This is a genomic window from Vibrio makurazakiensis (assembly GCF_050337375.1).
GTDB classification, from domain to species: Bacteria; Pseudomonadota; Gammaproteobacteria; order Enterobacterales; family Vibrionaceae; genus Vibrio; species Vibrio makurazakiensis.
The window spans coordinates 19,166-36,065 of sequence record NZ_JAKJSW010000031.1; the positions used below are offsets into that span (position 1 = coordinate 19,166).

General features: G+C 44.0%; 16 protein-coding genes. 4 read left to right on the forward strand and 12 right to left on the reverse strand.

The features are described from left to right. Window positions 1-135 precede the first annotated feature (135 nt). Both hupA and L4C33_RS05340 read left to right on the forward strand, forming a co-directional pair. The gene (gene hupA, locus L4C33_RS05335) at window positions 136-408 is read left to right on the forward strand and encodes a nucleoid-associated protein HU-alpha (protein ID WP_248388902.1); all 273 of its coding nucleotides are present in this window, start codon (window positions 136-138) and stop codon (window positions 406-408) included. Window positions 409-455: 47 nt separating this feature from the next. Next, window positions 456-1,154: a DUF1481 domain-containing protein gene (locus tag L4C33_RS05340; protein WP_428811409.1), complete on the forward strand. Its 699-nt coding sequence runs from the start codon at window positions 456-458 to the stop codon at window positions 1,152-1,154. Between the two features lie 108 nt (window positions 1,155-1,262). On the opposite strand, the gene purD is transcribed toward L4C33_RS05340, so the two are convergent. After that, a complete protein-coding gene (purD, locus tag L4C33_RS05345) occupies window positions 1,263-2,552 on the reverse strand; it encodes a phosphoribosylamine--glycine ligase (protein WP_428811410.1) in 1,290 nt (429 codons plus the stop codon). A gap of 215 nt (window positions 2,553-2,767) precedes the next feature. After that, window positions 2,768-4,360, reverse strand: coding sequence for a bifunctional phosphoribosylaminoimidazolecarboxamide formyltransferase/IMP cyclohydrolase (gene purH / locus L4C33_RS05350; protein WP_428811411.1), 1,593 nt, complete (start codon window positions 4,358-4,360; stop codon window positions 2,768-2,770). A 323-nt stretch (window positions 4,361-4,683) separates the two neighbouring features. Between purH and zntR the strand changes: the two genes are divergently transcribed. Then, window positions 4,684-5,127, forward strand: coding sequence for a Zn(2+)-responsive transcriptional regulator (zntR, locus tag L4C33_RS05355; RefSeq protein ID WP_428811412.1), 444 nt, complete (start codon window positions 4,684-4,686; stop codon window positions 5,125-5,127). A 4-nt stretch (window positions 5,128-5,131) separates the two neighbouring features. On the opposite strand, the gene L4C33_RS05360 is transcribed toward zntR, so the two are convergent. The 10 genes from L4C33_RS05360 to L4C33_RS05405 form a co-directional block, all read right to left on the reverse strand. Beyond that, window positions 5,132-6,103: a GGDEF domain-containing protein gene (locus L4C33_RS05360; protein WP_428811413.1), complete on the reverse strand. Its 972-nt coding sequence runs from the start codon at window positions 6,101-6,103 to the stop codon at window positions 5,132-5,134. A 175-nt stretch (window positions 6,104-6,278) separates the two neighbouring features. Next, complete coding sequence (gene fis, locus L4C33_RS05365; protein ID WP_004729744.1) at window positions 6,279-6,575, reverse strand: DNA-binding transcriptional regulator Fis; 297 nt, start codon at window positions 6,573-6,575, stop codon at window positions 6,279-6,281. Between the two features lie 23 nt (window positions 6,576-6,598). Further along, a complete protein-coding gene (dusB, locus tag L4C33_RS05370) occupies window positions 6,599-7,567 on the reverse strand; it encodes a tRNA dihydrouridine synthase DusB (protein ID WP_428811422.1) in 969 nt (322 codons plus the stop codon). A gap of 140 nt (window positions 7,568-7,707) precedes the next feature. Further along, window positions 7,708-8,595 (reverse strand): 50S ribosomal protein L11 methyltransferase, encoded by an 888-nt coding sequence (gene prmA / locus L4C33_RS05375; protein WP_428811414.1) that lies wholly within the window; start codon window positions 8,593-8,595, stop codon window positions 7,708-7,710. A gap of 175 nt (window positions 8,596-8,770) precedes the next feature. Next, a complete protein-coding gene (accC, locus tag L4C33_RS05380) occupies window positions 8,771-10,114 on the reverse strand; it encodes an acetyl-CoA carboxylase biotin carboxylase subunit (RefSeq protein ID WP_428811415.1) in 1,344 nt (447 codons plus the stop codon). Between the two features lie 15 nt (window positions 10,115-10,129). Next, window positions 10,130-10,573: an acetyl-CoA carboxylase biotin carboxyl carrier protein gene (gene accB / locus L4C33_RS05385; RefSeq protein ID WP_428811416.1), complete on the reverse strand. Its 444-nt coding sequence runs from the start codon at window positions 10,571-10,573 to the stop codon at window positions 10,130-10,132. Window positions 10,574-10,671: 98 nt separating this feature from the next. Continuing rightward, window positions 10,672-11,121, reverse strand: coding sequence for a type II 3-dehydroquinate dehydratase (gene aroQ, locus L4C33_RS05390; RefSeq protein ID WP_428811417.1), 450 nt, complete (start codon window positions 11,119-11,121; stop codon window positions 10,672-10,674). A gap of 322 nt (window positions 11,122-11,443) precedes the next feature. Then, window positions 11,444-13,393 (reverse strand): acetate--CoA ligase, encoded by a 1,950-nt coding sequence (gene acs / locus L4C33_RS05395; RefSeq protein ID WP_428811418.1) that lies wholly within the window; start codon window positions 13,391-13,393, stop codon window positions 11,444-11,446. A gap of 279 nt (window positions 13,394-13,672) precedes the next feature. Next, the gene (locus tag L4C33_RS05400; RefSeq protein WP_428811419.1) at window positions 13,673-14,308 is read right to left on the reverse strand and encodes a 3'-5' exonuclease; all 636 of its coding nucleotides are present in this window, start codon (window positions 14,306-14,308) and stop codon (window positions 13,673-13,675) included. Window positions 14,309-14,399: 91 nt separating this feature from the next. Next, window positions 14,400-16,226, reverse strand: a complete 1,827-nt coding sequence (locus tag L4C33_RS05405; protein WP_428811420.1) for a DUF294 nucleotidyltransferase-like domain-containing protein — start codon at window positions 16,224-16,226, stop codon at window positions 14,400-14,402. A 227-nt stretch (window positions 16,227-16,453) separates the two neighbouring features. Between L4C33_RS05405 and L4C33_RS05410 the strand changes: the two genes are divergently transcribed. Next, a partial coding sequence (locus tag L4C33_RS05410; protein WP_428811421.1) for an MFS transporter occupies window positions 16,454-16,900 on the forward strand: 447 nt, incomplete at its 3' end.

The following is a 16,900-nucleotide window of genomic DNA, read 5'->3' on the forward strand; positions in this document are numbered from 1 at the left end:
AAATTGTGAGTTATTACTCATATTATGGCTAAAACTACGGCATTAGAGCTAAAGATCGACGACAAACCTTTGCCAGATAGGGCATTTATGTTTTAGAGTGAATCCGAATTCAAAATTACAAAGAAGGGAAACCTAATGAACAAGACTCAATTAATCGACTTTATTGCTGAAAAAGCGGACCTTTCTAAAGCTCAAGCTAAATCAGCACTAGAAGCGACTCTTGGTGGCGTAACGGATGCACTTAAAGATGGCGACCAAGTTCAACTAATTGGTTTTGGTACTTTCAAAGTAAACCACCGTGCAGCTCGTACTGGCCGTAATCCAAAAACTGGTGATGAGATCCAAATTGCAGCAGCAAATGTTCCTGCATTTGTAGCAGGTAAAGCACTGAAAGATTCAGTAAAATAATCTAAACTGTACCGAGGTAGTCTCATCTCACCTCGGTACAGGTTTTTATGAATAAAGCATTCTTCATTGTTCCACTATTATCTTCTGTCATTCTTGGGTGTTCGTCTTCTTCACCAGGCCCTAATTTAGACCAATTTTCAAATTTCTCTGGCGGTCAAGTCATGGGAGATGCAACCAGTTTTTACTGGGTGACCAACAAGCTAACCCAACCTCATACAGCATCAGACTACGTCACCGTTGGTGATTACGGCTGGTACAAAAGTAACTACCGCTGGCAAGACCAAAACCTACGCGAGTTTATTCGTCAGGGTGAGCAGCGTAATTCTGTGAATGAGCTTGTGCCTTACCGCGTCCATATTCGTTTCTCTAAAGATAATGAAGCTATTTATCAGCAATACCGTATCGATACTCGTGTTCTGCCAGTACAAGCTGAGCAGCTACAGCGTTATCAGAAAGAAGCGGAGTCAGTGCTGAAAGCGACTTATGAACAAGACAATGATGGTTTAGAGCTTATCCAAGGTTATTGGGATGGCCGAGTTTTTGAAACTTGTGACGGAAAAGAGTTTTCAAATCTGGAATTTAATCAAACTCTACCAAGCTTTGTGATCAGCCGGTTGGCTAGTGTTRACAGCTATGCTGCATTCTTAGGGCGTCAAACATTAGGTAAAGTATCAGTTGAAGAGTTACTGATGTTAGCTGAAGATAGCCAAGATTGTATTGATAGGCCGGAATTAGCAACAGAGTAATTTCCAACAAACTTGAAGTGGTTTATGAATGAAATCACTGTGATTAAAATATCAGAATGAAAAAAGGCGCTATCAAAGCGCCTTTTTGTATTTTAGAGAGTTAGTCTCTTACTTCTCTTGTTCGCGTGCAATCGCACGGTAACCGATGTCATTACGATGGAACATACCATTCCAGCTAACTTGCTTCGTTAGTGCGTAGGCACGCTCCTGAGCCTCAGAAACCGTATTACCTAGTGCCGTAGCACAAAGTACACGACCACCGTTTGTCACAACGTCGCCAGCTTCGTTATTTGTAGTACCAGCGTGGAAAACCTTTTGGCCTTCAACTTCGCTTGTTGGTAGTGAAATAACGTCGCCTTTCGCGTAGTCAGCAGGGTAACCGCCAGCTGCAAGAACAACACCGATAGAAGCACGAGGGTCCCACTTAGATTCCGCTTCGTCTAGCTTCTCATCGATAGCCATTAAGCAAAGCTCAACAAGGTCAGACTCCATACGCATCATGATAGGCTGCGTTTCTGGGTCGCCAAAGCGGCAGTTATATTCGATAACTTTAGGTGTGCCATCAGCGTCGATCATTAGGCCAGCGTAAAGGAAACCAGTATAAGGAGCGCCTTCTGCGTCCATACCACGTACCGTTGGGTAGATAACTTCCTCAAGGATACGGTTGTGGATTTCTGGAGTCACAACTGGCGCTGGTGAGTAAGCTCCCATACCGCCCGTGTTAGGGCCTGTGTCTTTGTCGCCAACACGTTTGTGGTCTTGGCTGGTGGCCATAGGAAGTACGCTAGAGCCATCAACCATAACGATGAAACTTGCTTCTTCACCTTCAAGGAATTCTTCGATAACCACGCGGCTACCAGCTTCACCAAATGCGTTGCCTGCTAGCATGTCTTTGATAGCGTCTTCTGCTTCTTCAAGCGTCATTGCAACAATTACACCTTTACCTGCAGCAAGACCATCAGCTTTCACTACGATTGGAGCACCTTGCTCACGAACGTAAGCGATAGCAGGCTCGATCTCTGTGAAGTTTGCGTAGTAACCTGTTGGGATATCATGGCGAGCTAGGAAGTCTTTAGTGAAAGCTTTAGAACCTTCAAGCTGAGCTGCTGCTTGAGTCGGGCCAAAGATAGGTAAACCTACTTCGCGGAATGCATCAACCACACCGATAACTAATGGTGCTTCAGGGCCCACTATGGTTAGCTCGATTTTTTTCTCTTGAGCAAACGCCACTAAACCAGCGATGTCTTCAACACCGATGTTTACGTTCTCTAGTTTTGGCTCAAGTGCAGTACCAGCGTTACCTGGCGCGATGAATACTGTTTCAACGTTTGGGTTTTGTGCCGCTTTCCAACCCAAAGCATGTTCTCTACCGCCAGCGCCGATAATTAATACATTCATTTTATTTTACCTTTGATAGCTTCATCAGATTACCGATTTCGACGTCAAACATGCTCACTTATAGTCATAAGCTCCGCGTGTTCTCCTTGAACTAGGCAATCTGATTTTGCTCTAAAAATTAAAATTTCTATTAACGTTGATGAGTAAAACGCCAACATTAATGAACGGTTAAACGAATAAAAAAGGCTCTAGGAAAACCTAGAGCCTTTTTTTGATTAGTGGCGGAAGTGACGCATGCCTGTAAAGATCATCGCCATGCCGTGCTCGTCTGCTGCTGCGATAACTTCGTCATCACGCATAGAGCCGCCCGGTTGGATAACACATTTGATGCCAGCTTCTGCTGCCGCGTCGATACCGTCACGGAATGGGAAGAATGCATCAGATGCCATTACACAGCCTTCAACTTGTAGACCTTCGTCTGCAGCTTTGATGCCTGCGATTTTCGCAGAGTAAACGCGGCTCATTTGGCCTGCACCAACGCCAACAGTCATATCGCCTTTTGAGTAAACGATAGCGTTAGATTTAACGTACTTAGCTACTTTCCAGCAGAACAGTGCGTCTTTTAGCTCTTCAGCTGTAGGTTGGCGCTTAGAAACCACTTTAAGGTCGTCTTCTGAAACCATACCTTGGTCACGGTCTTGAACCAGTAGGCCGCCGTTAACGCGTTTCACGTCAAAGCCAGTTGTCTTAGTTGTCCACTCACCACACTCAAGTAGGCGAAGGTTTTTCTTAGCTGCTACGATTTCTACTGCTTCAGCAGAAACAGAAGGTGCGATGATAACTTCAACGAATTGACGTTCAGTGATAGCTGTTGCTGTAGCTGCGTCTAGTTCACGGTTGAATGCGATGATACCGCCAAATGCAGACGTTGGGTCTGTTTTGAATGCACGGTCGTAAGCTTCTAAGATGTCTTCACCTAGTGCTACACCACATGGGTTAGCGTGCTTAACGATCACACATGCTGGCTCGTCGAACTCTTTCACACACTCAAGTGCTGCGTCAGTGTCAGCGATGTTGTTGTAAGAAAGCGCTTTACCTTGGATTTGGCGAGCAGTAGAAACTGATGCTTCTTCAGGGTTTGCTTCAACGTAGAATGCCGCTGCTTGGTGGCTGTTCTCACCGTAGCGCATGTCTTGTTTTTTCTCGAACTGTTGGTTGAACGTGCGAGGGAATTTAGACTCTTCATCACCTTCTTTGTTCTCACCGTAAGATGGAACCATAGTGCCGAAGTAGTTAGCGATCATACCGTCGTAAGAAGCCGTGTGTTCGAATGCTGCGATAGCTAGGTCGAAGCGAGTCTCTAGTGTTAGAGATTTCTCGTTAGCGTCCATTTCAGCTACAACGCGCTCGTAGTCGTGTGCGTTTACAACGATAGTTACGTCTTTGTGGTTTTTCGCTGCAGAGCGAACCATTGTTGGACCACCGATATCGATGTTCTCAACAGCGTCAGCAAGGGTACAACCTTCTTTAGCAACGGTTTCTGCGAATGGGTATAGGTTTACAACAACCATATCGATAGGGTTGATACCGTGAGTTTCCATCACGTCATCATCTTGGCCACGACGGCCTAGAACACCACCATGAACTTTTGGGTGCAGAGTCTTAACACGGCCATCCATCATTTCTGGGAAACCAGTGTAGTCAGATACTTCTGTAACAGAGATGCCTTTTTCAGCAAGCAGGCGAGCAGTGCCACCGGTAGATAGAATATCTACACCACGGTTAGCAAGAGCTTGTGCAAATTCAACGATACCAGTTTTGTCTGATACGCTGATTAGAGCGCGGCGAATTGGACGAGCGTTATTCATGCTTCCATCTTCCTCAAATTCATGGGGTTAAAATAAAGATATTTGCCAAAAAAGAACTTGTTTCTATCTTCTTAGTGTGGAGTATCGTAGATACAAGTAAGAGATAAAATATTGGCCAGTTTTGGTAAAGACCTTTGGGATGTTCTTATAATCAAGCTATAAGATAACCAACTCCAAATTTGATGGCGCAGATTCTAACTAATTTATTACAAAAAAGCTCGCGCAATCGTTTGGCATCTCAAAATTAATTATGAAAAGTGCCATTTCAGCCTGAAAAGTAACGATAAGGTTAATTGTGGAATGGACGACATAGTAGGAAAAATATGTTTCAGATCGGTGAATTAGCAAAACGATGTGGTGTGACAGCTGATACCTTACGTTTTTATGAAAAGAATAATTTAATTGTGCCAGCTAGCCGCAGTGAGTCGGGGTATCGCCTTTATAACGAGGAGAATCAAAAACAGGTGAGCTTCATTCTTAAATCAAAAGAATTAGGTTTGAGTTTAGATGAGATCCGAGAGTTACTTGAGATAAAACTCGAAGCAACAGAACACAGCTGCGCAGAAGTAAAAGCAATTACAACGGCCAAATTGACGCTGATTGATGAAAAGATAAAGGAGCTTGGCAGGATCCGCACTGCCTTGGAGAAGATTAATGATGCGTGTTGTGGTCATGTGGATGACGATGCGAGCCATTGTTCAATTCTTGGCGCTTTAGCCAGTGAAGAATGTAAGCAGTCATGCTCGTCACTTATTACCGATAGATAATGAATTAAGAAGCTTTAAGAATTTTCGCTCTCAATTGGGCATCAGCTTTTAGGGTAGGTAGGTTGTCGTGATAAAGCGTAACTTGGTTTCTGCCCGTTTGCTTGGAATAGTACATAGCCTTATCAGCTTGTACTAATAGCTCTTTGACGGTTTCAAGCCTTGGTGTGAATTCCGCGACTCCAATGCTTACTGTTGGATAAATAATATGTTCGTCTACGGTGCAGGGACTCGACTCTATAGCGGTTCGGATACTTTCAGCGATGTCATAGGCTTGAATTGCGCTAGTATGAGTCAGGACAACCCCAAATTCTTCACCACCTAAACGGCCAATATAGTCGTTTTCATCTATGGATTGTTTACACAAGCTCGCGACTTGAACAATAACCTCATCACCTGACAAGTGACCAACTTGGTCATTGATCTCTTTGAAGTGGTCAATGTCGATCATCAAACAAGTTAAGCTTTGATTTGATGAGCTCTTAAACTCTTTTTCCAAACCGATGATGAATGCGCGTCTGTTTAAAATGCCAGTGAGTTCATCAGTTTCAGCGAGCTTTTGCAGCTCCATTTCACGTAAATACGTTTTGGTCACATCTCTTTCTTGCCACAGAATGTAACTGTTCCCTGATGAGAGAGACATTGGCTTCAATGTTGATTCAAAGCGGCGATTGTCTAAACCCGAGCTATTTTCATCTTGAGAGCAAAGCTGTTCGATAGAAAGTTGAAGCTGTTGGCAGGGCGCTAGAGAATATTGAGTGTGCTGTATTTCACCAGTGAAGTGAGCTTGTTGAACGGCTTTCATTACCTGTTCGGCAATCGCTGGTGGTAATAGATCTGAGATTGAGTGGTGAGGGGGGTAACTTGTAGGATCACCAAAGCTTTCAACAATACGTCCGGTTTTGTCGATCAGAAGGTGGCGATCAGGAAGTTCACTAAGCAATGTGCTGAGCCATTCTTCCCTGTTCATATCAAGCATGCAGCCTTACCAGACGATTAGAGTAATAGGTCATTATATCGGTAGTGATAAAGTGATCAATCGTTACATCTCACAAACTGATTAATAATCAAACAAATGTTGTTAGATTATATAAATAAAAAGCCGAGTTCAATTAAGACCTCGGCTTCTAATTCAATCAATTACGAAAGAACGATTAGTTCATGCCGTATTTTTTAAGTTTCTTGCGAAGAGTACCGCGGTTAATACCCATCATGGTTGCTGCGCGAGTTTGGTTACCGCGAGTGTACTGCATGATAGTGTCTAGTAGTGGCTGTTCAACTTCAGCTAATACTAATTCGTATAACTCGCTGACTTCTTGACCGTTTAATTGAGCAAGGTAATTTTTCAATGATGCTTTAACTGAGTCACGTAGTGGTTTCTGCGTGATTTGGTCTTGTGATGTAACTGTAGTTACTGTCAATGCTTCTGAAGTCAGATTTTGTTCGAACATATTCGGTCTAGCTCTTCTCGTAATTATGGTGCAACGTTATCAAAAAAACCTTCTAGCGCTTCAAGCTGCAGATCACCTGCTTCGAATGCGTTGAAGGTACGGCGAAACTCACTCGCTTGTTCATGTTCTTTTAGGTACCAACCCACATGCTTACGAGCAATGCGAGGGCCTAAAAACTCTCCATAAAATTCATGTAGAGCGTGAACGTGACCAAGCATGATGTCTTTCACTTCCGAAGTCGGGAGCGGATCCATCGTGGTGCCGTTTTCCAAATAGTGTAGGATTTCGTTAAAAATCCAAGGACGTCCTTGGGCAGGTCGACCTATCATTAAAGCATCAGCGCCGGTGTACTCCAGCACAAACTTCGCTTTTTCCGGGCTATCGATATCACCGTTAGCGATAACCGGAATAGATACTGCTTGTTTTGCTGCTTTAATGTGTTTGTATTCTGCCTCACCTTTGTACATACAAGCGCGAGTTCTCCCGTGAAGGGCAAGTGCTTGTATGCCGCAGTCTTCGGCTATTTTAGCAATTTGGACACAGTTTCTATTGTCTGTATCCCAGCCTGTACGCGTTTTCAACGTTACTGGAACGTCGACAGCATTTACGACAGCTTTCAGAATATCTTCAATGAGTTCTGGATGCTGAAGCAGAGCTGAGCCCGCAAGCTTCTTATTCACTTTTTTTGCTGGGCAACCCATATTGATATCGATGATTTGAGCACCGTTATCGACATTGAATTGCGCAGCTTCGGCCATAAGCTGTGGATCTGCACCAGCGATTTGTACTGAACGAATGCCCGATTCGCCTTCATGTACCATACGCTGCTGAGACTTCGACGTTTTCCAAACTTTAGGATTGGAGGACATCATTTCACTGACTGCCATCCCCGCACCGTAGCGAAGACACAACTCACGGAATGGTCTATCCGTTACGCCAGCCATTGGAGCGACGATTAGATTGTTCTTAAGTTGATAATTTCCGATTTTCAAAAACGTCATCACAGTTCTGTACCAGCAAGGGCGCGCATTTTACGCATTTTTTCGCTGCGTGAAAAGACTAATATTTGAGCATTTACAATTTGTTTTTGTAATTTGCTTAAAATTCAGTCAATTAGACCCCAAAGTCTTGTCTAGCCTTGCTTGCGACCAGAGATGCGACACCACTCTTGTTGCTCGATAATCGGATCAATGTGAAGCTCATCACGGTAATAAGTCGCAACATCTTCAGCTTGTGTATCTAAAACACCCGACATTGCGAGTACGCCGTCTGCTTTTACAAGGCTTTTAATGATGCCCGAAAGTTCACGAAGTGGACCTGCAAGAATGTTAGCAACAACGACGTCAGCGATTAGACCTTCAGGTTGATCCTGAGGTAAGAACACTTCAAGTTGCTCCGCAACACCATTACGTTGTGCATTATCTTTAGAAGCTAATAGAGCTTGAGGATCAATATCGATCCCGATAACTTTTGCTGCGCCCAGTTTGATCGCAGCGATCGCTAAGATGCCAGAACCACAACCGAAATCGATCACGGTTTTGCCTGTTAGGTCTAGGCCTTCTAGCCATTCTAGACACAGTGCTGTCGTTGGGTGAGTACCAGTACCGAATGCAAGGCCTGGGTCTAACATAACGTTAACGGCATCTGGCTCTGGAATATCGCGCCAGCTTGGGCAAATCCACAGGCGCTCGCCAAACTTCATTGGGTGGAAGTTATCCATCCATTCACGTTCCCAGTCTTTATCTTCAATTTGTTCTACTTTATGAGCAAAATCTGAAGGGAACATGTTACTTGCTTTGATTTGCGCTAGCACGATGCCTGTATCAATTTCAGCGTCGTAAAGTGCAAGGATGTCTGTATCACCCCAAAGGCGCGTTTCACCCGGCAGAGGCTCAAATACAGGAGTATCTTGTGCATCAAGGAAAGTTACGGATAGAGCACCAGTCTCTTCCATTAACATATCACCGATCTGTTCGGCATTTTCATTGGTTGCATTGAGCTTGATTTGAATCCAAGGCATGGCTGCGTCTTCTATCTGATAAAAAATTGGATGGCGAGTCTAGCAGAAAATATGAGCAAATTCACGAAAAGCCCATTCTGAAACACCAGTTAAACCTAGGTAATTTTACGTTTCTCAAAAACAAAAAATGCCCACTAAAGTGAGCATTTTAAAATCGATGAGTAAAAACTAGTTTTTACTGAAGACCAAGCTTCTTCTCAAGGTAGTGAATATTTGCACCACCATGTTGGAAGTTCTCGTCGTTCATAATAGAAAGCTGAAGCTGAGTATTTACGTTAATACCTTCAACGATCATTTCACCCAATGCGTTTTTCATACGAGCGATAGCTACGTCACGGTTTTCACCGTAAGTGATTAGCTTACCAATCATTGAATCGTAATGTGGTGGAACTGTGTAGCCCGTGTAGATGTGAGATTCCCAACGAACACCCATGCCGCCTGGCGCGTGGAAACGTTCAATCTTACCTGGTGAAGGTAGGAAACGAACAGGATCTTCAGCGTTGATACGACATTCGATTGAGTGACCACTCAGTTTGATATCGTCTTGTGTGTAAGACAATGGTTGGCCAGCTGCAATACGCAGTTGCTCTTTCACTAGGTCGATACCCGTTACCATTTCAGTAATCGTGTGCTCTACCTGAATACGAGTATTCATTTCGATGAAGTAGAACTCACCGTTCTCGTATAGGAATTCAAATGTACCTGCACCGCGGTAACCAATCTCAAGACATGCACGAGTACAACGGTCACCGATGTACTTACRCATCTCTTCAGTGATACCAGGTGCTGGAGCTTCTTCCACAACTTTCTGGTGACGACGCTGCATTGAACAGTCACGCTCACCTAGGTGGATAGCATTACCTTGACCATCTGCAAGAACTTGTACTTCAATGTGACGAGGGTTTTCTAGGAATTTTTCCATGTAAACCATGTCGTTATTGAAACATGCTTTTGCTTCAGCACGAGTCATCGCGATAGCTTCTGTTAGCTCTGCTTCAGAACGAACAACACGCATACCACGACCGCCGCCGCCGCCAGAAGCTTTGATGATAACAGGGAAGCCAATGCGCTTAGCGTGCGCTTTGTTTTTTACTTCATCATCATCAAGAGGGCCGTCAGAACCTGGTACACAAGGTACACCCGCTTTCTTCATTGACGTGATAGCTGACACTTTGTCACCCATCATGCGAATGGTTTCAGCTTTAGGGCCAACGAAGATAAAACCACTGCGTTCTACCTGCTCTGCAAAATCTGCATTTTCAGATAGGAAGCCGTAGCCAGGGTGGATAGCAACTGCGCCCGTTACTTCAGCAGCGCTGATGATACGAGGGATGTTCAGGTAGCTATCGATACCACGAGCTGGACCGATACAAATGGTTTCGTCTGCAAGTAGAACGTGCTTAAGATCGCGGTCAGCAGTTGAGTGAACTGCTACCGTTTTAATGCCAAGCTCTTTACATGCACGCAGAATACGTAGTGCAATTTCACCACGGTTCGCGATTACTAATTTATCTAACATAATGAGGCTTCTCTATTATTCGATAATTACTAGAGCTTGGTCGAACTCAACTGGTTGGCCGTCTTCAACTAGGATAGCTGTTACAACGCCAGATTTATCAGCTTCGATTTGGTTCATCATTTTCATCGCTTCAACGATGCAAAGAGTTTCACCAGCTGTAACTTGTTGGCCAACTTTTACGAATGGTTTTGCGTCTGGGCTTGGAGCGCCGTAGAACGTGCCAACCATTGGAGAAAGAACTTGGTGACCGGCAGGTACTGCAGCTTCTGCAGGTGCAGCTGCTGGAGCCGCAACTGGTGCCGCTACAGGAGCTGGCGCTGCTGCATATTGAATAGGCGCAGCAGATACWGGGCTGTTACGGCTGATTCGTACTGATTCTTCACCTTCAGAGATCTCTAGCTCAGAAATACCAGACTCTTCAACCAATTCGATTAGCTTTTTGATTTTGCGAATATCCATTGTTTCTTTCTCTTTATCTGTTAATTGACCTTACTCTATGACTGAGTAGGTAAGTATTAGTTCTATCTATGCGTATTACTACGTCACGATATTTATCGTTATTTTGACTTCAGAGCGTTAATCGCCGCAGTCAAAGCAAATTGGTAACCTTGAGCACCTAATCCACAAATTACACCTTCTGCTTTATCAGATAGGTATGAGTGATGACGGAAAGCTTCACGTGCATGCACATTGGATAGGTGTACTTCAATAAACGGAATGGCGACGCCAAGTAACGCATCACGCAGTGCAACACTGGTATGCGTAAATGCCGCAGGGTTGATAATAATAAAATCAACGTTTTGGTATGCAGCATGGATCGCTTCAATTAACTCATATTCGCGGTTTGATTGTAGGTGAGTTAGCTCGACATCTTGGTCATTGGCTTGTTCTTTTAATGAGTCAATAATCTGCTCAAGTGTTTGAGAACCGTAGTGAGCCGGCTCTCTAAGTCCCAAAAGGTTAAGGTTTGGGCCATTTAGAACTAGAATGCTTAATTTTGTAGACATCTTGGGGCTATCTTCCTTTATCGTGAATACGAATGTGAATGTTGCCATTTTATTGAAAATTTGGAGTTAATTTCTAGTAAGAAAAACCCAAATTTAAAAATTAGAACCAGATTATAGCTAATTCAGCGAAAATCGCAGCAATTTACTGGTCTAATCTCATGACTTGATAGGTCGGAACTGGTACTAAGTTAACAAAATATGGGCTTAACCTTTACACGAATATGGATATTTGGGAGGTTGGTCGGGTACAAAAAACCGTCACATGGTGACGGTTCCTTAGTTCAGCTGTTTAAAACACTCGGTTTTAAACTTCAATCACTAACTATGCTAGTTCAGCTTTCTCGGCGATGAGCTTATCAACCACACTTGGGTCAGCAAGTGTTGACGTGTCACCTAGGTTGCTTGTGTCGCCAGTAGCAATTTTACGTAGAATACGACGCATGATTTTTCCTGAACGAGTTTTTGGTAGTGAGTCGGTCCAGTGCAATACGTCAGGAGTCGCTATTGGGCCAATTTCTTTACGTACCCAGTTCTTCACTTCTTTATGAAGTTCTGCTGTTGGGAATTCGCCGTCATTCAAAGTGATGTAAGCGTAAATTGCTTGGCCTTTGATGTCGTGAGGAATACCGACAATTGCAGCCTCCGCAATCTTATCGAACGCGACTAATGCTGATTCAATTTCTGCTGTACCCATACGGTGACCAGATACATTCAGTACGTCATCAACGCGACCTGTGATCCAGTAGTAGCCATCTTCATCACGGCGCGCACCATCACTGGTGAAGTACATGCCTTTAAATGTTGAGAAATAAGTTTGTTCAAAGCGATCATGGTCGCCATAAACAGTACGCATTTGACCAGGCCATGAATCTAGAATAACGAGGTTACCGTCAGTTGCGCCTTCGATAATGTTACCCATGTTGTCGACTAGTGCGGGTTGAACACCGAAGAATGGACGAGTGGCTGAGCCAGGTTTTAGATCTGTTGCCCCCGGTAGTGGAGCAATTAAGATGCCGCCAGTTTCTGTTTGCCACCAAGTATCAACAATTGGCGATTGCTCATTACCAATCGTTTTGTAGTACCACTCCCAAGCTTCTGGGTTAATAGGTTCACCTACTGAGCCCATAATTCGTAGACTGTCACGAGAAGTGCCTTCTACTGCTTCATTACCTTTCGCCATTAGTGCACGAATGGCCGTTGGAGCGGTATAAAGAATGTTTACTTGATGCTTATCTACCACTTCGCTCATGCGGCTAGTGTTTGGATAGTTCGGCACACCTTCAAACAAGATGGTTTTTGCGCCATTCGCAAGCGGGCCGTAAATTAGGTAAGTATGACCAGTGATCCAACCCACATCAGCTGTACACCAGAATGTTTCACCTTCTTGGTAATCAAATACGTATTTGAAGGTCATTGCTGCATAGACTAGGTAACCACCTGTTGTGTGTAGAACACCTTTTGGTTTACCGGTTGAGCCTGACGTGTAAAGAATGAATAGTGGGTCTTCGGCGTTCATTTCTTCTGGTGGGCAGTCAGATGAAACATTAGCTGTTGCTTCATGCCACCATACATCACGGTGTTCATGCCACTCAATGTCGCCACCCGTGCGCTTCATAACAATGACTTTCTCAATGTTTTTAACTTCAGGGTTAGTTAGGGCTTCATCTACATTTTTCTTAAGTGGTACTGCGCGGCCACCACGAACGCCTTCATCGGCGGKGATAACAACTTTTGAATCAGAATCGATAATACGGCCCGATAGTGCTTCTGGAGAAAAGCCACCAAAAACAACAGTGTGTACTGCTCCGATACGAGTACAGGCAAGCATTGCAACGGCTGCTTCAGGTACCATAGGCATGTACAAACACACCACATCACCTTTACGAACACCTTGCTCTTTTAGCGCGTTAGAGAACTCACATACTTCTTTGTGAAGTTGATTGAAAGTCAGAGTCTTGTCGTCAGCTGGGTCGTCACCTTCCCAAATGATTGCTACTTCATCACCACGTTCAGCTAGGTGACGGTCAATACAGTTTGCAGAAACGTTGAGTGTGCCATCTTCAAACCAACGAATGTCGATATGGCCAGGGTCAAAAGAAGTACTTTTAACTTGGGTGAATGGCTTAATCCAATCAACAATTTTACCGTGCTCGCCCCAGAAACCTACAGGGTCAGAAACGGATTGCTGATACATGGCTAGGTAAGTGTCATTATCCGCGTGTGTGGTTGATTTGATATTTTCTTTTACCGGATAAACGTGGGCTTCACTCATTGCTTCTCTCCTTGTGCCGACTCTTTGAAGGTGAACCTCATTTACTGAAGTGCTTTCTTAGAGTGAGGCAAATTTCCGTTATGTGCTCCAACTGAGCGTTTGGGCTATTAGTGTTGTTTGCTGTGTCGTTTGGCTATTTGACTTTAACCATATGTAATATGAACGACCTTCTGTTAATCACTTTCCGACAGTAGGGTGTTTTCTACAATTAGACTTTAGGATGAGAAGGGGCTATTTACTTGAAAAGTGACGAGTTAAGCTGAAAATTGAGAAGTGGATCTAACGACTGTAAGAAGAGTTAAAGGTCGGTGTATCGCCATGTTTTAAACGAATAAACACTAAGGCGGCTGAAATTGCATCTTGGAGAGCATCATGTTTATTAGTTTGCTGAGGAAGCCCCAGTTGTTTACAAATGGCATCTAAACTGAGGTCGAAATAGGCATTCGGCATACTTTGAAGCAGTTTGTCATGGTAAAGCTGGCTGACTTCGACTAACTGGTTGGGTAGCGGAAACCCAAGCTGTTTCTTACACGCTCTATCAAGGATTTTTTTGTCATAACGAATGTGGTAACCGACTAATGGCCGAGTGCCAATAAAGTCTAGCAAGTCAAGTAACGCTTGCTTCTCATCAATCCCATTACGTAAGTCTTTATGACGGATCCTGTGTATTTTTATGGAAGTGGAATCGAGAGATTGAGGAGCGCGTAATCGCACTTCAAATGGTTGACTGGTGATAATTCGGTTATCAATGATCTTGGTGGCGGCAATGGTGACAATTTCTGCACGGTTCGGATCTAAGCTGGTGGTTTCACAATCTAAAGAGACAAACTCACTTTGGTGCGGGGTGCAGAACAGCGGCTGAAAAGGGGAGCCTTTCAGTTTGTTTTGCCAATATTTACGCACCAACCAATTCAATCTAGATCCTTAGATGAGCTTTCATCATTTATTTATACAGCTTTGTTCTCTTTTTATTAGATGAGAAATGTCACCATTTCCCCTAGCAGCGCTAATCTCGGATCTGGTAGTGATAGCCGAGCCACTGCTTAAATTTTTTCACTACGTGCAAACTGTGCCTCAGTAGGTCTCGTTCAGATCGGTCCATTAATTTTATATCGAGCTTATTGCTGCTGTTGTGCTGAGCCAAGCGTTGAGCTAACCGCCATTTGAAGAACTCTTTTAAAGCTTCACTTAAATTGTCGGCGGTACTTTGTTCTAACACCTTCTTTCTAATTAATGCGTTGATGCGGTCGAAAGTATTCTTTTCTGTGATTTGATATTCGAGGCTAAGTGCGCGGATACCATGCACGATAGGAAAAATCCCCCCTCGTTTAATATCTAAACCTGACTTAGACTTTTTCACATTACCGAATAACGTCAGCGGTACAGAGAAGTTAATCGCAGGTCGGCAGAACTCTGTCAAAATCAGTTCTTGTCCTGCCATTAATCGGCTTAAGTTTTCTTGGATTGGTGTGAGTAAATTCCGATTTCCCGCTACGGCATGGGCATCAGCCATAATCGCTATGTTCATCACTTTTTCTGGTGTTGCTGATTGAACCCAGTTCGACAGTTCTCTTTTCCATTCAGATTGGCTTCGCACCCATTGTGGGTTATTGACCATGACGTTACCTGGGCATAGTGGGTAGCCTAACTGCTGTAAAGTATGGGTTAAAGTGTCCATCACACTCGAGCATTGATGCCAATGGAGACCATCCTGAATGATCAGAGCGTTATCTTGGTCGGTCTTAAGAATTTGCTCTCCACGTCCCTCAGAGCCTAAAACAATCAGGCAGCAATGATCGTGTAGAGCAGGAGGAACAACCAATTCGAATGCTTTTTCTATGATTTGTTCATTGACCGCTGAAATAAGCTCCATGATAAACCGAGTGCGAATACCGTTACTTAATAAGCTCTCGACTAACTGTCTTTGTTTATTAGAGGCCAAAGCCAACTCATCCACACTGGTGGCTCTTGCTATGCTCAGAGTTAATACATGAGAGTGAGTTGAGAACGCACTCAGTATTTGAGTCATGTCGAGCATGCCGATAGCTTTTGAACCCTCACAAACCATGACGCGTTTCATCCGATTTCTGGTCATTGTGATCATGGCATTAAATAAGAAGTCACCTTCCTCTACATGAAACACAGGGAAGGTAGCAATGTCGGTGACTGGCGTGTTCAGGGAATGACCCTCTAGCATTACCGCGTGTAGCATATTCGTTCGGGTAACAATGGCATAAGGGTGTGCATCGGGGTGTTGCGTTAACCTAGGGTCACCAAGGGGAAGTTGTACCAATGCTGAATCTACGCCATTGTCGCGAAGTTGTTGGGTCACCTCATTGATTGGAGTGTCTGGAGGGAGCAACATTGGCGGGTGATAAATACTGCTGTCGACTTTCGTCAGAATGAATTCAGCCAAGTTTTTTTGTTCTTTAGCGGCTTCGATTAGCTCCTGACGACGAGCTAAATTAGTATCAAAGTACGCTGCAAACTGCCCATTTTGTTGGTAAAGGTCGAGGAAGATTTTTTTGGGTAATAGATAGCTGAGTGTATCTTCCAAAGCGATGTAGTCGTGTTTAACTTTTTCTTCTAATTGCCCTCGGACATCAAAAATATCGTCGTTAGCATAATGGGCAAAGATTTCATCACTCTGTGGTGCTCGCTCTTCAACGGCTCCTTTAATAAGAATATGCAAGTGTTCACAAGGTTTCCCAGCCTCTAATAAGGTTTCTCGCTCTCGGAAATATGCGACATCTAAAGATGATCTCAGAGTGAGTTGCTGACTCTCAGATAGGCGGTCAAAGGGAGGAGACTGCATATTAAACTTATCAGGCATGGGGTAACCAAAACTGGAATGGGGGTAGGGTTAGTCTGACAAGTTTCCCCTGAAGCTCCAGACGACTTTAGTCTAAGCCCTTTGAATTAACAGGGTTTAAATGAGTTCATCGGGAGATTATTTCGAATAAGGAAATCACCTCAAGCTAATTATTCCCTTTTTAAGCCACCTTAAGGTGGGCATAATTCACGCGTTAATCGATTCTTTAATTTTAAGTAGGTCTTTAGATGCTTAACCCTTCCCCTTATGGCTGGATATCTCAATATTTTCTTGGGTTCTTTTTTGCCTATGGTGTGTATTTACCTTTCTGGGCGCTGTGGTTTGAAGACCAAGGCGTGACACCAAGCGATATTGGCATTCTAATCGGTGTCGGCTTTGCGACTCGATGCGTTGCCAATTTAGTGATAACTCCTCGAATTCATAAAGTAGAGCACTTAATGCCTGCTTTACGTTGGTTAAGTGTCGCTGCCCTCATTTTTATTGGTTTCCACTTTTTCACGGGCGGTGATTTTTGGTTGATGGCGTTGGCAACGGTGCTGTTCAACTTATGTTGCGGTCCGATTGTGCCTTTGTCAGATGCGATGGCGAATTACTACAGCCGATTGAAATTACTCGACTATGGACGCACCCGCTTATGGGGGTCGATTGCCTTTATTATCGGTTCTACGGTTGTG

Bases quoted from the DNA above. Each gene is read 5' to 3' on its own strand.
- hupA (WP_248388902.1), top strand. From the start codon at position 136: ATGAACAAGACTCAATTAATCGACTTTATTGCTGAAAAAGCGGACCTT.
- purD (WP_428811410.1), bottom strand. From the start codon at position 2,552: ATGAATGTATTAATTATCGGCGCTGGCGGTAGAGAACATGCTTTGGGT.
- purH (WP_428811411.1), bottom strand. From the start codon at position 4,360: ATGAATAACGCTCGTCCAATTCGCCGCGCTCTAATCAGCGTATCAGAC.
- zntR (WP_428811412.1), top strand. From the start codon at position 4,684: ATGTTTCAGATCGGTGAATTAGCAAAACGATGTGGTGTGACAGCTGAT.
- L4C33_RS05360 (WP_428811413.1), bottom strand. From the start codon at position 6,103: ATGCTTGATATGAACAGGGAAGAATGGCTCAGCACATTGCTTAGTGAA.
- fis (WP_004729744.1), bottom strand. From the start codon at position 6,575: ATGTTCGAACAAAATCTGACTTCAGAAGCATTGACAGTAACTACAGTT.
- prmA (WP_428811414.1), bottom strand. From the start codon at position 8,595: ATGCCTTGGATTCAAATCAAGCTCAATGCAACCAATGAAAATGCCGAA.
- aroQ (WP_428811417.1), bottom strand. From the start codon at position 11,121: ATGTCTACAAAATTAAGCATTCTAGTTCTAAATGGCCCAAACCTTAAC.
- L4C33_RS05405 (WP_428811420.1), bottom strand. From the start codon at position 16,226: ATGCCTGATAAGTTTAATATGCAGTCTCCTCCCTTTGACCGCCTATCT.